This is a genomic window from Sphingopyxis sp. 10G20-10, assembly GCF_057365075.1.
This window is the reverse complement of record NZ_CP195117.1, coordinates 1,604,752-1,618,466: the sequence shown is the minus strand read 5'-3', so window position 1 is coordinate 1,618,466 and position 13,715 is coordinate 1,604,752. Positions and strand designations below refer to the sequence as shown.

Sequence of the window (13,715 nt, the reverse complement as noted above, 5' to 3'; positions counted from 1 at the left end):
TGCGCCCTATTCATAATCCGCATAGGCCTGACTCTCGTCGGCCAGATCGGTGAATTTCGTCGTCTTGGCCTCGAAATGCAGACGCACCTTGCCGGTCGAACCATGGCGCTGTTTGGCGACAATCAGTTCGGCGAGACCATAGACCCTCTCCATTTCCTGCGCCCATTCCTCATGCGCGGCGTGGATTTTGACATCGTCGCCTTCGATCGGCCTTTTGGGCTCGCGCGACCCGACATAATAATCCTCACGGAACACGAACAGCACCATATCGGCGTCCTGCTCGATCGATCCCGATTCGCGCAGGTCAGACAGCATCGGGCGCTTGTCCTCGCGCTGTTCGACCGCACGGCTAAGCTGCGACAGCGCCATCACGGGAACATTCAGCTCCTTCGCCAGTGTCTTAAGTCCGCGCGATATCTCACTGATTTCCTGCACGCGATTGTCGCTCGACCTGCCACTGCCTTGCAGCAATTGCAGATAGTCGACGATCACCATCCCGATGCCGTGCCGCCGTTGCAAGCGCCGCGCGCGGGTACGCAAGCCTGCAATGGTCAGGCCCGGCGTATCGTCGATGAACAACGGCAGCGACTGCAAGGCCTGTGCGGCGCGCGACAGCGCCTGAAAATCATCCTTGCTGATCTTGCCCATGCGCAGGGCTTCGCCCGAAATCCCCGATTGTTCGGCCAGCACGCGCGTCGCGAGCTGATCGGCGGACATTTCCAGGCTGAAGAAAACGGTTTTGGCTCCCATATTCTTCTCGGGCGGAATGCCGTCTTCTTCATCGCGGCGATAGCGTTCGGCGGCGTTGAAGGCGATATTGGTGGCGAGCGAGGTCTTGCCCATGCCGGGACGACCCGCAAGGATCAGCAAATCCGAATTGTGCAGTCCGCCCAGCTTGGCGTTGACGCTGGCAAGGCCGGTGGTGATCCCCGACAAATGGCCGCCCGAATTGAGTGCGCGTTCGGCGACATCGATGGCGGCCTTGGTCGCGGTGCCAAAGCTTTTGACCGACCCCAGTTCGGCCTCGCCCCCCGCGACGCGATAGAGCGATGTTTCGGCTTCCTCGATCTGCGCCTGCGGGTCGACGCTTTCGCTGGTGTCGAGCGCGCTTTCGACCAAAGTGCGCCCGACGCCCACCAGTTCGCGGAGGAGCGCGAGGTCGAAAATCTGCCGCGCAAAATCGCGCGCACCGATCAACCCCGCGCCGCTGCCGGTCAGTTGCGCCAGATAGCCCGGTCCGCCGACCGCCTTCATCGCCTCGTCATTCTCGAAATAGGGCTTCAGCGTCACCGGCGTCGCGATGCTGTTGCGCTCGATCAGCGCCATCGCCTGCTGATAGATGCGGCCATGCAGCGGCTCGTGGAAATGCTCGGGATTCAGGTGGACCGGCAAATCCTCAACGACTCGATTGTCGATCAGGATTGCGCCCAAAAAGGCGGCTTCGGCCTCGATATTACGTGGCAATTGGCGTTCATCGCCAGACGGGTTGGGGGCGGCAAGGCGGACAGGTTCAGGCATGGCGGCACCATGCGTCGGGCGGCGGGGCCGCGCAACAGATGATGCGGCGGCGCGCAACTTTGCTGTGGGCTGCCTGTGTATAAGTCGCGCTTGCCCTTCGCGCGCGGACCGGTAGAAGCGCAACAGCATGGCGGACGCAGACCCCTCGACACAACGCATCATCTCGGTTGACCTCGACGAAAGCTCGATCGTCTGGCGCAACGCCGATGTCGAGCAGGAACGGCGCGTCGCCATTTTCGACCTGATCGAAGACAATAAATTCGTGCCACAGCGCGGCCATGATGATGGCTATGCGGGGCCGTACCGGCTGAAATTGCGGGTCGAGGAAGGGCGGTTGATTTTCGAAATCGCGCGCGAGGATCATTCGCCGCTCGAAGCCATCATCCTCGGGCTGGGGCGTTTCCGTCGCCCGATCCGCGATTATTTTGCGATCTGCGACAGTTATTATCAGGCCATCCGCAGCTCGACCGCGCAACAGATTGAAACCGTCGATATGGCGCGGCGCGGGCTACATAATGAAGCCGCCGAAATGTTGATGGACCGGCTCGACGGCAAGATTGCGGTCGATTTTGACACAGCGCGCCGCCTGTTCACCCTGATCTGCGTCCTCCACATCAAGGGATGAAAAGGGTGGCCGCAGCCAAATCCAAAAAAGGCGCCCCGCGCCCCGCCCCCAGCCGCGATTGGCGTGCGCTCGGCCGCAAATGGGTCCGTCGCGCTGGCGCCTTTGCCGTCCTGTTTCTGCTCGTGGCGGGGCTGGCGATGTGGTGGGCCGCGCGCTGGACACCCCCGCGTGACCAATATCCCCTGCAAGGCGTGACGATCAACGCCGCCAACGGCAAAGTGCATTGGGGCTCGGTGAAGGCGGCGGGGGCCGATTTCGCCTATCTCATGGCGACCAACGGCGACAAGCGCTCCGACCCGATGTTCGCGCGTAACGAGGATGCGGCGCGCGCCATGGGCATCCGCACCGGCGCCATCCACCGCTATAACCTGTGCCAGTTTGCATCGGATCAGGCCGCCAACTTCATCCGCCACGTCCCGCGTCGCAAGGATGCCCTGCCCCCCGCGGTATGGCTCGATCTGGATGATAGCTGCTCCGAACGCCCGACGCGCGCGCTTGTCCTGTCAGAACTTGCAACCTTTCTGGCGCAGATAGAGGCGCATCTGGGCAAATCCAGCATCATCGCGCCCAGCGCCGCCTTTGAAAGCCGCTATCATGTCGCCAGCGGCATCGCGCGCACCACCTGGCTGCGCCGCGACTTTTTTGCCCCCAGCTATGGCGAACATCCCTGGGCAATGTGGCAAGCCAATGATTATATCCGGCTGAGCGGTGTCGACGGCACCGTCGGCTGGAATGTCGTCCAGTCGGAGGGAGAGGTGCCATGAGCGAAGAGATGAGCAAGCTGGACCGTGAAAAGCTGCTCGGCGCCGCCCGCACAGCCGCCGCCAACGCCTATGCCCCCTATTCGGGCTATCATGTCGGCGCGGCCCTGCTGCTCAGCGATGGCGCGGTCGTAACCGGCGCCAATGTCGAGAACGCCAGCTATGGCCTGACGCTGTGCGCCGAAACCGTCGCGGTCGCCATACTCGCCAATGAGGGGCGGCTGGGCGATCTGGTCGCGGTGATGATCGTCGGCGGGCGGCCCGAAGGCGATACGCTGGTGGGGACGGAGCCGGTCCACCCCTGCGGACGATGCCGTCAGATATTGAACGAGGCCGCCGAACGGTCAAAACGCGACATTCAGGTCCATTGCGCCTCGGGCGACGGCGGACACATCATCAGCTATCGTCTCAGCGCGCTGTTGCCGCACAGCTTTGGTCCCAAGGATCTGGGACTGATCGGCGACTGACGGGCTTGCACATTTATCCGCAGCCTTTCAAACACGCCCCATGTCTATTTTATCCGATCGCTGGATTCGCGAAGCCGCCCAAACACAGGGCATGATTGAACCTTTTGTCGAGGCGCAGCGCCGCGACGGCTGTATCAGCTATGGCCTGTCATCCTATGGCTATGACGCGCGCGTCGCCGACGAGTTCAAGATTTTCACCAATGTCGATTCGTCCATCGTCGATCCCAAGGATTTCGACCCCAAGAATTTCGTCGACCGCAAAACCGATTGCTGCATCATCCCGCCCAACAGCTTTGCCTTGGCGCGCACCGTCGAATATTTCCGCGTGCCACGCGACGTGCTGGTCATCTGTCTTGGCAAATCCACCTATGCCCGCTGCGGCATCATCGTCAACGTCACCCCGCTGGAGCCGGGCTGGGAAGGCCATGTGACGCTGGAATTTTCCAACACCACCCCCCTGCCCGCCAAAATTTACGCCAATGAAGGCGCGTGCCAGTTCCTGTTCCTGAAAGGGAATGAGCCGTGCGAGACCAGCTACGCCGACCGCGCGGGCAAATATATGGGCCAGCGCGGAGTCACCCTGCCGAAGCTTTAGAGTCTGTCTGACTTAGGTCGAATCACGCCCTCCCCTTCAGGGGAGGGCAGCGAAACTTGCCAGCTTGCTGGCTAGTTGCAGCGGGTGGGGCCATCGGCCCTGCGCGAGGTCGATGACGTGATAGCCGCTTTGGGTGGGAAGCGGACGTTGGGATAACCCTCTATTTCGGCTCTGCTAGTGACGCAGGCAGTACAGTCATCTGGAAGGCATTACCGGCTTTCCAGAATTCACCCGCAGGATCCCAGCCCAAGAGCACAACAACGACATCATGTTCCGGGAACACCATGATCCGCTGTCCCCCAAGACCATATCCTCCAAAACCGAGTGAGTGCCCGCTTCCGTCCTCTGGTACCCACCATTGATAGCCGTAACCATAAGGGGAAGAGTTGTCTCCGGTTGCGCTGGACGGAACAATAGAGGCCACGGAACGGCGGACCCAATTTTTTGAAATGACGCGCTTGCCGTCCCATAGCCCGTCCCGCAGGAACAGATACCCGATCCGCGCCATATCATGGGCTGAAAGGTAAAGCCCGCCTTCCGTATCCGCTTCGCCATCGGGCGAGATTTTCCAGTAAATCTCATCGATACCGATGGGGCTAAACAGTTTTTCTCGCGCCCACTCATCGACGCGCTTGCCGGTCGCCTCGTGCAGAATTTTACCGAGGAGTACACTCGCGCCGTCATTATATTTGAAGACTGTGCCAGGCTCCGCATACATCGGCTGGTCAAGAATGTACTGAATCCATGTATCGGAGTTTTCAAGTGCGTAAGTACTGTCGGTTTCAGACCCGAAACCACCCTCATCATCCCACGCGATGCCGGTCCGCATGGTCAGGAGATCGCTGATCGTTATTCGCCCCTTGCGCGGGTCCGATTTATCGACTTCATATGCGTCAAAGAAGGGCAGTATCGGCGCGTCGGTTCCTTCGATATGTCCCTCGTCAATCGCGATACCCAAGGCAGCGGAATTGATGCTTTTCGTGACGGACTGCACCGTATGCAAATCCGTTCCCCGATAATAAGGATGCAAATCGGCATCGTCATAATTATACATGGGATTGCTGAAGTTCGGCGTTAACCGGTCATCCTTGGCAAGGTTCGCGGCCAGCGCTGCATAGTCCCGCTCGATGTGTTTTTCGGCGACAATGCGACCGTGCCGAATGAGCAGAAAATGGTCAACGCGGCCGTATTTTTCAGCGACCAGATCCTCGATGAACCGATTGACGGGCTCGGGATCAAAACCTTCCGCCTCGAGCGTCGAATAGTCCCATTCTTCTTGCGGCCACGATATATCAGGCGCGGGTTCGATTGAGCTGACAGAATTGGTGCTGTCACTTAGGGGATTGCTGCACCCCACTGTCAAAGCCGCCAAGGCACCGACAGTCAACAAACGTAAGATGGGGGATGGGTTTCTTGAAAGGTGTGTCGTCATTGTAATCCCCTATTTCCGCACCAAAGAATGTAGCCAGTGGCCGCACATTCATAGCTTATGTTTCGTTCATGATATCGTCCGATTTCGCGCCCATACACTTACGTTAAATACGACCAACGCAAATGTCTGCAACCGGGTCGTTTCCGGTCACTGCATCCAGATCGGCAGCGAATGTCCGCAATGGGGTGGAAAACTATCGCGTCATCCCCCCCCCACTTTTCGTCATGCTGAACTTGTTTCAGCATCCATGGTCTGACGATGATGCCTTGGGCCATGGACCCTGAAACAAGTTCAGGGTGACGGGCAAGAGGAGTGGGGGCATGTCCGTAAATGGATCGCTAGCAGTCATCATTCTATATCCGTTCGTGTCGAGCGAAGTCGAGACACCCAACGACCTTGCACCCCGCCGAAGGGCATCTCGACTTCGCTCGATGCGAACGGGATAGGAAGGGCGCAACTGGTTCGTGTCCCGCTACTGCTCCCCCCTCGAACTTGCTCCACCGCAACGGAAAGACAAATCAACACGCCAAAATATTTGCTGTCCTACATTATCCCGTCGTGACAGCCTCTGCCCCATGTCGATTATACAAACATCATCCGCTGTCCGAAGCCGCCCCGCATGGGCGCTGTGGTGGCCGCGCGGAGGAAGGCAACTAAGGGGGGACGTAGTGTGACCTTTGTGACCTTTCGAACAAAATGTCGCGCATCATCGCGCTTTGACGCGCCCAAACCGGCGTCGAATCAACTCATCCCTTCCCCGCTTCCCATCGCCCCTATGAATCACCCCCCATCTGCGCTAGCTTCCACTTGACGTTTACGGAAAGGGAAAGACATCATGCCCACCAATCGCGAATTTGACATCATTGTTTACGGCGCCACCGGTTTCACCGGTCGGCTCGTCGCCGAATATCTTGTCCAGCAATATGGGGCCAAAAAGGGCGCACCCAAATGGGCGATGGCGGGGCGCAGTGCCGACAAGCTGGCCGAAGTCCGCGACCTGATTGGCGCACCAAAGGATACGCCGCTGGTCGTCGCCGATGCCAGCAATCCCGCCAGTCTCGACGCCATGGCAGAGCGGGCGCAGGTGATCCTGACCACCGTCGGTCCCTATCAGCTTTATGGCAGCGATCTGGTTGCCGCCTGTGTCAAGGCGGGCACCGCCTATGCCGATTTGTGCGGCGAACCCGGCTGGATGCGCGAAATGATCGACACGCATCAAGCCGCGGCAGAGGCGTCGGGCGCGCGCATCACCTTTAGCTGCGGTTTTGATTCGATCCCGTTCGATCTGGGTGTGTTGTTCCTGCAGGATGCCGCCAAAATGGCCAAAGGCGTCCCCGCTCCGCGCGTCAAAGGCCGCGTCCGCAAAATGCAGGGCGGCGCGTCAGGCGGCACCATTGCCAGCCTGACCGAAACCATGAAAGCCATCGCCAAAAAGCCGTCGCTGGCGCTTTTGCTCCGCAGCAGCTTTGCCCTGACCCCCGGTTTCGACGGGCCGTCACAGCCGACCGGACTGGTCCCCGAATATGATAAAGCGACCGGCACCTGGACCGCGCCCTTTGTCATGGCACCGATCAACACCAAAAATGTCCACCGCACCAACTTTCTGCTCGGTCATCAATGGGGCGAAAATCTGGTCTATGACGAAATGATGATGACGACGATCGGCGACGCCGGAAAGGCGATGGCCGAGGCGATTGCCAAAGCCAATCCGTTCGGCGAAGCCAATCTGAAACCCGGCGAAGGGCCGAGTGCGGACGAGCGCAAGAACGGCTTTTATGACATTCTCTTCATTGGTGAATATCCCGACGGCACATCGATCCGCGCGTCGGTTCAGGGCGACCGCGACCCCGGCTATGGCTCAACGTCAAAGATGCTCGCCGAAACCGGAATCGCGCTGCTGGAAAACAAGGGCAAGGGCGGGATATGGACCCCCGGCGCGTTGCTCGGCAACGCACTCGTCAAGCGTCTGACCGACAATGCCGGCCTGACCTTCCAGATCGAGGAATAGCTCCGCATATGACCGACCAACCCAGCGCCCTCGACGCGCTGCTCTCTACCCTGCGTACCGAAGACGGTGTGGCGAAAGCCCATATCGACAGCGGTTGGATGCAGGGCCGCACCGCCTATGGCGGGGTCAGTTCGGCCATCGCCTTGGCCGGAACCCTGGCCCTGCACCCGACCGAAACGCCTTTGCGCTACGCGCAGATCAGTTTCGTCGGGCCGGTCGGCGGCGACTGCACCGTCGACACGCGCGTCCTGCGCCAATCGAAATCGAGCCTGTTTGTCGAGGCGGGCGTGTCGAGCGACATGGGCTTTGGCACCGCCGCAACCTTTGCCTTTTCGGGCGACCGGACCAGCCATGTCGACCACAACCGGCTGCAAATGCCCGACGCCCCCGCTCCCGAAAGCCTGAGCCCCGTTCCCGAACATAAGGCGCGCCCGCCCTTTACCCATCATTTCGATATGCGCCCGACCAACGGGCCACGCTTCGGCTGGAAAAGCGATGTCGGCGAATATCTGACCTGGGTGCGCTTCGTCGAGGAACCTGCGTGCCATCCCGCCATCGCGCTCCTCGCCATGGGCGATGCCCTGCCCCCTGCGGCCATGGCGCTGTTCAGCGAATTCGGGCCGATCAGCTCGATGAACTGGACCGTCAATATGCTCACCGGCCAGCCGCAGACCGACGACGGCTGGTGGCTGTTGTCGGCCAAAACCGGCTATGCGCGTGGCGGATTTTCGGTGCAGGACATGATGATCTGGAACCGTGCCGGAGACCCGGTGCTCAGCGGCAGTCAGGGTATCGCAATCTACTGCTGAGCAGTGGTGGGAAGCGTAAGGACTGCTTCGAGTCCGGTCGCATCGGCGCGATTGGACAGGGTCAGTCGTCCGCCCTCCCCTTCGGCCAGGTCGCGCGCAATCGCCAGCCCCAGTCCGGCACCGCCGGTTGCCCGGTTGCGCGACGATTTACCGCGCGCAAAGGGCTCGATCAGGTCGGCAAGGCGGGCCGGATCGACCCCCGGCCCATCATCGCGGACGATCAGCCGCACGCCATCATCGCCCTTCTCGACCGACAAGATCGCATTGCCGCCATAGGCCAGCGCATTATCGATCAGGTTACGCAGCGCGCGGCGCACCAGCACCGGACGTCCGCTCAGCATCGGCATCACGCTCAGATCGTCCGGCCCGCGCACCAGCTTGCCCATCGCCCGATAATCCTCGCCCACCGCAAACAGCAATTGCCCCGGATTATAGGCTTGGGCGGCCTCGGTTCCGGCCCCCGACCGCGCCAGCGCCAATATGTCGGTCAGCATCGCGGTCATTTCCTCGATCGACCCGATCATCTTTTCGCGCAGCGCATCATCGTCGACTTGCTCAACCCGCACGCGCAGACTGGCCAAGGGAGTCCGCAGGTCGTGGCCGACCGCCCCCAACATCCGGTCCTTGTCCGACAACATGGTCATGATCCGCGAACGATAGGTGTTAAATGCAGCGATGAGTTCGCGCACATCCGACGGCCCACGCTCGGCAACCGGTTCCGCATAACGATCGGTCGGATCAGCCCGCGCCGCTCTGGTCAGCGCCCGCAAAGGCCGCGACGCCCGCCAGGCAATCATCAACAGCGGCACCAGCAACAGCACATAGAGGAACAAGGTCTGCCAGATCAGAAAGCCATGAAACCGGCTATTCGCACCCGGCGTGCGCCCGCGCACAGCATAATAGCGCCCGTCGATCTTCGCCTGAACGACGACCGTCTGCCAATTATTTTGCTTGCCCGCTCGGCTTCGCCGCTCTCGTGCAGGCAAGATCACCGCCTTGATCTCGGTCGCCTGAACATCCGCCTCAATCAGCAAAGTCGCAACATAATCGGCAAGATCGGGGGCGGACCTTGCCGAAGGCGGAAATGTCATCGGTTGCGTGGACATGGTGACCCGCGCCCTGCGGCTGTGTCGCTCGCCCCGAGGCTTAAAAGTCGATGCGACGGGCAGCCCGCGCCCTTGCCGCTCGATAGCATCGATGATGCGGGCGGCCGCCATGCCGCCGCCATGGGCGAGCTGTTGCTGCTGCTGTCCCCGCGCCAACAGGCCCAGGTTGATGGCTTGGGCAATAAATAATGTCACTGCAACGGCCAGCACCAATTGACCGATCAGGCTGCGCGGACACAAGCGGACGGTCATGCCGACGCCCCCAGCCGCTTGACCTCACACGCCAGCGTATAGCCCCCGCCCCAGACGGTCTTGACCAGTTGCGGGTGCGCGGGGTCTTCTTCGATCTTCTTGCGCAACCGGCTGATCAAATTGTCGATCGCGCGGTCAAAAATATCGGCCTCGCGCCCTCGCACCATATCGAGCAACCGGTCGCGGCTCATAATCTGGCGCGGGTGGCGGACCAGCGCGTGAAGCAGATGATATTCACCCGACGACAGCGCCACTTCCTGCCCGTCGCCATCGACCAAAACCCGCTCCACTTCGCGCAGCAACCATGGCCCAAAGGCAAAACTCGCCCCGCCCGCATCAACAGTCCGGCCATTATGCTGCGTCCGGCGCAGGACCGTGCGGATGCGCGCGACCAGTTCGCGGGGGTTAAAGGGTTTGACGACATAATCATCGGCACCGATTTCCAGTCCGATAATCCGCTCGGTATCCTCGACCCGCGCGGTCAACAGGATCACCGGCGTCTCGCTCGTCGCGCGGATATGGCGGGTAAAGGACAGGCCATCCTCACCGGGCATCATGATGTCGCTGACCACCAGATCGATCGATTGGGCAAGCAGAATCGAGCGCGCTTCGGCCGCGGTAGCAGCCTCGGAGACGGCAAAGCCTTGCGCGGTCAGATATTCGCCCAGCGGCTCGCGGATCGATGGTTCGTCATCGACCAGCAAGATGCGGGGGGCGTCACTGTCACTCATCGTCAATCGCCTGAAAGAGGAAAAGTCGAGCGCCCCGACAATCCGTCTGGATCATCGGGGCGCGTCCTTGCTGGCAGCGACAGACGGCAAAGGCAATGCCAAGGGAGGGGGAGAAGACTTGCCCTTGTTTCACCCGTCACCATGCCAGCTGGATTATTGGCCTGCCGGAGCGTGCCGTGCGCCGCGTTTGGCGCGCATCGCTTCATGGGCGGCCTTGCGTTCTTCGGCGGTCACCTGACCATCCTTGTTGGCATCGGCGGCATCAAAGCGCGTCAGGGCAGCAGCCTGAAATTCGGCCTGGCTGATCGCTTTGTCACCATTGGTGTCGGCCTTTTTCATCATGCCCATCATCCCGTGATGGCCACGATGGCCGCGCATGGCATGTCCGCCGCGCTTGCCGGCTCGTTCACCGCGCCTTGCATCGCGTTGGGCACTATGTGCGTCCCACTCGGCGCGGCTGATGGCACCATTGCTGTCGGCATCCATCGCCGCAAAGCGTTTACCCTGACGTTCGGCCTTGCGCTCGGCGCGGTCGGTGGCATTAATCTTGCCATCCTTGTTCACATCCATCTTGGTGAACATCTGCGTGGCGGCGGTCTGCGCCTCGCTGCGCGTGATCACGCCATCGCCATTGGCATCGCCCATCTTGCCGCCGCCTGGGGCCGCAAGGACAGGTACCGTCAAAATAGCTGCGGCCAGTGCGAAAAGTGAAATCTGCTTCTTCATCCCAAAAACTCCTTGGTCGTGGGACCGGCCAACTGCCAATCCCGATGACAAAGGAATAGGCGCCACTTGTCCGCTGCCTGTACCAATCCAACGAAAAATTGTCGCAATTTGTCGCAAAAGCGGCGTCGCATTCATAAGCCCGCAAGCATGGGGTGGCGCCACGACCAGCCAACACAGAAAATAGTGTCAAAACTATCGTTCCGTTGCGTGTCGTCGCCGACATCTCTCTTTAAAGTCTGAATGCTCCCGCCACAAAATCGCGGCCCAGCCTCATGCCGACGGGGTCGATGCTGTGAGCCACTCCATAAGATATGTGCGTCGTGGCATCGACGCCGATACGCTTGAGCTCGCTCTCCGTCATATGGAGCGCCGCGATGGGAACCACTGGATCGGCTGTTCCGTGTACCAACAGCACCGGTGGTTTGGGAAAGTCATGGCGCGCCAGTTCGGCTGTGCCCGTCAGCATCCCGGAGTAGCCGACCACAGCGGCCACAGCTCGCGGTCGGCGCAATCCGATATGAAGCGCCATCATCGTTCCTTGGCTAAAGCCGACCAGCGCCAGGTCCGCCTCGGTCAAGCCATATTGTGTCAATTTGCGGTCGATGAACGCGTCGAGGGCTGGTGCTGCCGAGGCTGCGCCCGCAGCCAGCGCTGATGGCGCAAATCCCGACAATCCCCACCACTGATACCCCGCCCCCATTATCCCGCAGCGCTGCGGCGCGTGCGGAGCGAGGAATAGCGCATCGGGCAGTGCTTCCTGCCAATGGGGTGCCAAAGCGATCATGTCGGTGCCGCTCGAGCCGAAACCGTGAAGTAACATCACAATATTCTTGGGCGGCGATCCGGAGCGAGGCTTCAGGCTGGTACCATTGACGATTTTGGACAACGGCATCTCCCTCTCTCATCTGTTACAGGTCACTTGCCCGTGGCGGCCATCCGTTCCTGCCGCTATGCTACACAGATGTCATTCACAAAGATCGATCATTGGATAGGTACGACGCTCTTCGTCCCACCGATCATCAAATTTTGTCAGCTTACGCGTCAAAGCCAGTTCGCCGTCTCGCGTCTGTTTTGGTTCATCGCGGCTATGGACGGCTTTTACCGCGCTGAATCTCTGTTCGGCTCGCTCCTATGGGGCGGCCTCAGCATTGTTATGATGGTGTCAGCCGTTCAGTGGGCTGATAGCCCTACAGCCAGCTTCATGGTCTTCCGGCTTTTGGCAATAGTCCTACTCATCCTGGATGTGGTGAAAAGCTTTGTTACCAGCGAGTGGGCGGGGATCGAGTTTTGGATTTTGGTGCTGTTGGCCGAATATGCGGCGATTATTCGCACGATTCCTCCTACTGAGAGCCGCAAGTCAACCGTAAGGATGACTAAGGCAGATTAAATTCCCGTCCACATGTGGCCCGTCAACCGCCGGCTAATCCCTTATTGTCCTCTCGCAGCATAATTTAATCAACACGTGCCGGTCGAGCATTGTTTGAGTAACCTTGGGCGCGACGCACCAATTTAGCCAAACACGGCCAAGTGCCAGATCGCCTTAATCGTCTCGGCGTGATCCCTGAAAGCAGCTCCTGCAGTCACGTGACTTTCTCTAGCCGTACGATGGGCGTAATGGATATTAGTGGCAGGATCTCAGCTATTATGCGCATTCGGATTATTTCCAGACGTCAAACTCCGACCTCGTCTGTGAACGATTCAAAGAGCAACAAGGCCGCTGGCGTATATCTAGATCGCACGCATATGGAAGCAGCTAAAAATCTAGAATAACAGGAAATTTTGTTCAATCTCGGTATGGAGCATTCGCATCGCGCGGCGGTATTGCGCCGGAGCGCATGATCACCCAGCCCGCAAGTTGCTGCCCCCTGTCCACAGCCTCAGTTATCGACTCTCCGCGTAAACGTGCGTCGAGATAGCCTGCGTTAAACGCATCGCCTGCTCCGCTCGTATCCACCGGGCTCAGCAGGACCGGCGGAGCGACAATAGCGCCATCAGGCAAGCGACACCCCGCGTCACCCAGCTTTACGATAGTTTCCGCAACGCCCGATCCGGACCAATGGGTGGCGATGGAATCGGAATTGGCGAATCTCGAAAGCGCGACCTCGTCTTCGCAAGTGGGAAAGCCAATGTCTGCACAACCGAGAGCGCGGTCGCGCCATGCGGCGGCGCTTTGTGGGTTACGCCAAAGTCTCGGCCGATAGTTGCCATCAAAAGCAACTCGGCCACCATGTGCACGGACGCTCTGGCAAAGATTCAGCAACCGGTCTCGCCCCACGTCGGGCAGGATGGCCATAGAAATCAGAGAATGACAGACAAGATCTGCTTTGCAGACATCCTCAAGAATTTGGTCCGTACAGGGCAAATCGAACAAGGTCCGCGCCGCGCTCTGGTGGCGCCAATAATGGAAACTACGTTCACCCGTCTCATCGGTCCGGATGGCGTAAAGTCCCGGCAAAAATTCCGGATGCGACTGGATCAGGCTGGTATCGATCCCTTCGTCCGACCAGAATGCGCGCAAGTCTGCGCTATAGGGATCAGTGCCCAACGCAGTTAGATAGGCAACATCATGGCCGCAGCGCGCAAGGTGGATCGCTGTGTTAAGTGTATCGCCGCCATATCCCAGTTGCGTCTGCCCGCAAGGGCCAGCCAGTTCCAGCATGCCCTCCCCTATAAGAACAATCCGCA

At 59.9% G+C, this 13,715-nt stretch carries 14 protein-coding genes; 7 read left to right on the top strand and 7 right to left on the bottom strand.

The window, feature by feature from the left end; translation table 11 throughout:
• Positions 1 to 6 precede the first annotated feature (6 nt).
• Entirely contained in the window at positions 7 to 1,518 is a 1,512-nt protein-coding gene (locus ACR3XE_RS07885; RefSeq protein ID WP_473698182.1) for a replicative DNA helicase, read from the bottom strand.
• A 127-nt stretch (positions 1,519 to 1,645) separates the two neighbouring features.
• Between ACR3XE_RS07885 and ACR3XE_RS07880 the strand changes: the two genes are divergently transcribed.
• Genes ACR3XE_RS07880 through dcd form a run of 4 tightly spaced genes read left to right on the top strand, consistent with a single transcriptional unit; the run spans position 1,646 to position 3,966 of the window.
• Positions 1,646 to 2,143 (top strand): UPF0262 family protein, encoded by a 498-nt coding sequence (locus ACR3XE_RS07880; RefSeq protein ID WP_473698183.1) that lies wholly within the window; start codon positions 1,646 to 1,648, stop codon positions 2,141 to 2,143.
• Between the two features lie 5 nt (positions 2,144 to 2,148).
• A complete protein-coding gene (locus ACR3XE_RS07875; protein WP_486185631.1) occupies positions 2,149 to 2,907 on the top strand; it encodes a GH25 family lysozyme in 759 nt (252 codons plus the stop codon).
• Positions 2,904 to 3,371, top strand: a complete 468-nt coding sequence (locus ACR3XE_RS07870) for a cytidine deaminase (protein WP_473698185.1) — start codon at positions 2,904 to 2,906, stop codon at positions 3,369 to 3,371. The genes ACR3XE_RS07875 and ACR3XE_RS07870 overlap by 4 nt, the downstream gene beginning before the upstream one ends.
• 40 nt (positions 3,372 to 3,411) lie before the next feature.
• Positions 3,412 to 3,966, top strand: a complete 555-nt coding sequence (gene dcd / locus ACR3XE_RS07865) for a dCTP deaminase (RefSeq protein WP_486185630.1) — start codon at positions 3,412 to 3,414, stop codon at positions 3,964 to 3,966.
• Between the two features lie 160 nt (positions 3,967 to 4,126).
• Here dcd and ACR3XE_RS07860 read toward each other — a convergent pair whose 3' ends face one another.
• Positions 4,127 to 5,398, bottom strand: a complete 1,272-nt coding sequence (locus ACR3XE_RS07860; protein ID WP_473698187.1) for a serine hydrolase domain-containing protein — start codon at positions 5,396 to 5,398, stop codon at positions 4,127 to 4,129.
• Between the two features lie 835 nt (positions 5,399 to 6,233).
• Here ACR3XE_RS07860 and ACR3XE_RS07855 point away from each other — a divergent pair.
• Entirely contained in the window at positions 6,234 to 7,406 is a 1,173-nt protein-coding gene (locus ACR3XE_RS07855) for a saccharopine dehydrogenase family protein (RefSeq protein ID WP_486185629.1), read from the top strand.
• An 8-nt stretch (positions 7,407 to 7,414) separates the two neighbouring features.
• Entirely contained in the window at positions 7,415 to 8,215 is an 801-nt protein-coding gene (locus ACR3XE_RS07850; protein ID WP_473698188.1) for an acyl-CoA thioesterase, read from the top strand.
• Here ACR3XE_RS07850 and ACR3XE_RS07845 read toward each other — a convergent pair.
• The 4 genes from ACR3XE_RS07845 to ACR3XE_RS07830 form a co-directional block, all read right to left on the bottom strand.
• Entirely contained in the window at positions 8,206 to 9,573 is a 1,368-nt protein-coding gene (locus ACR3XE_RS07845; protein ID WP_486185628.1) for a sensor histidine kinase, read from the bottom strand. The genes ACR3XE_RS07850 and ACR3XE_RS07845 overlap by 10 nt on opposite strands.
• Entirely contained in the window at positions 9,570 to 10,304 is a 735-nt protein-coding gene (locus tag ACR3XE_RS07840) for a response regulator (protein ID WP_473698191.1), read from the bottom strand. Before ACR3XE_RS07840 ends, ACR3XE_RS07845 begins: the two co-directional genes overlap by 4 nt.
• Before the next feature lie 153 nt (positions 10,305 to 10,457).
• Positions 10,458 to 11,030: an EF-hand domain-containing protein gene (locus ACR3XE_RS07835; RefSeq protein WP_473698192.1), complete on the bottom strand. Its 573-nt coding sequence runs from the start codon at positions 11,028 to 11,030 to the stop codon at positions 10,458 to 10,460.
• Positions 11,031 to 11,259: 229 nt separating this feature from the next.
• Complete coding sequence (locus ACR3XE_RS07830) at positions 11,260 to 11,922, bottom strand: alpha/beta hydrolase (protein WP_473698193.1); 663 nt, start codon at positions 11,920 to 11,922, stop codon at positions 11,260 to 11,262.
• Positions 11,923 to 11,991: 69 nt separating this feature from the next.
• Between ACR3XE_RS07830 and ACR3XE_RS07825 the strand changes: the two genes are divergently transcribed.
• Positions 11,992 to 12,417, top strand: a complete 426-nt coding sequence (locus ACR3XE_RS07825; RefSeq protein ID WP_473698194.1) for a hypothetical protein — start codon at positions 11,992 to 11,994, stop codon at positions 12,415 to 12,417.
• 396 nt (positions 12,418 to 12,813) lie between these two features.
• On the opposite strand, the gene ACR3XE_RS07820 is transcribed toward ACR3XE_RS07825, so the two are convergent.
• Positions 12,814 to 13,689, bottom strand: coding sequence for a sugar kinase (locus tag ACR3XE_RS07820; protein ID WP_473698195.1), 876 nt, complete (start codon positions 13,687 to 13,689; stop codon positions 12,814 to 12,816).
• Positions 13,690 to 13,715 lie beyond the last annotated feature (26 nt).

Coding starts and splice junctions, on each gene's coding strand:
- ACR3XE_RS07870 (WP_473698185.1), top strand. CDS start 2,904: ATGAGCGAAGAGATGAGCAAGCTGGACCGTGAAAAGCTGCTCGGCGCC.
- ACR3XE_RS07860 (WP_473698187.1), bottom strand. CDS start 5,398: ATGACGACACACCTTTCAAGAAACCCATCCCCCATCTTACGTTTGTTG.
- ACR3XE_RS07820 (WP_473698195.1), bottom strand. CDS start 13,689: ATGCTGGAACTGGCTGGCCCTTGCGGGCAGACGCAACTGGGATATGGC.
- ACR3XE_RS07850 (WP_473698188.1), top strand. CDS start 7,415: ATGACCGACCAACCCAGCGCCCTCGACGCGCTGCTCTCTACCCTGCGT.
- ACR3XE_RS07835 (WP_473698192.1), bottom strand. CDS start 11,030: ATGAAGAAGCAGATTTCACTTTTCGCACTGGCCGCAGCTATTTTGACG.
- ACR3XE_RS07885 (WP_473698182.1), bottom strand. CDS start 1,518: ATGCCTGAACCTGTCCGCCTTGCCGCCCCCAACCCGTCTGGCGATGAA.
- ACR3XE_RS07880 (WP_473698183.1), top strand. CDS start 1,646: ATGGCGGACGCAGACCCCTCGACACAACGCATCATCTCGGTTGACCTC.
- dcd (WP_486185630.1), top strand. CDS start 3,412: ATGTCTATTTTATCCGATCGCTGGATTCGCGAAGCCGCCCAAACACAG.
- ACR3XE_RS07855 (WP_486185629.1), top strand. CDS start 6,234: ATGCCCACCAATCGCGAATTTGACATCATTGTTTACGGCGCCACCGGT.
- ACR3XE_RS07840 (WP_473698191.1), bottom strand. CDS start 10,304: ATGAGTGACAGTGACGCCCCCCGCATCTTGCTGGTCGATGACGAACCA.
- ACR3XE_RS07845 (WP_486185628.1), bottom strand. CDS start 9,573: ATGACCGTCCGCTTGTGTCCGCGCAGCCTGATCGGTCAATTGGTGCTG.
- ACR3XE_RS07830 (WP_473698193.1), bottom strand. CDS start 11,922: ATGCCGTTGTCCAAAATCGTCAATGGTACCAGCCTGAAGCCTCGCTCC.
- ACR3XE_RS07825 (WP_473698194.1), top strand. CDS start 11,992: ATGTCATTCACAAAGATCGATCATTGGATAGGTACGACGCTCTTCGTC.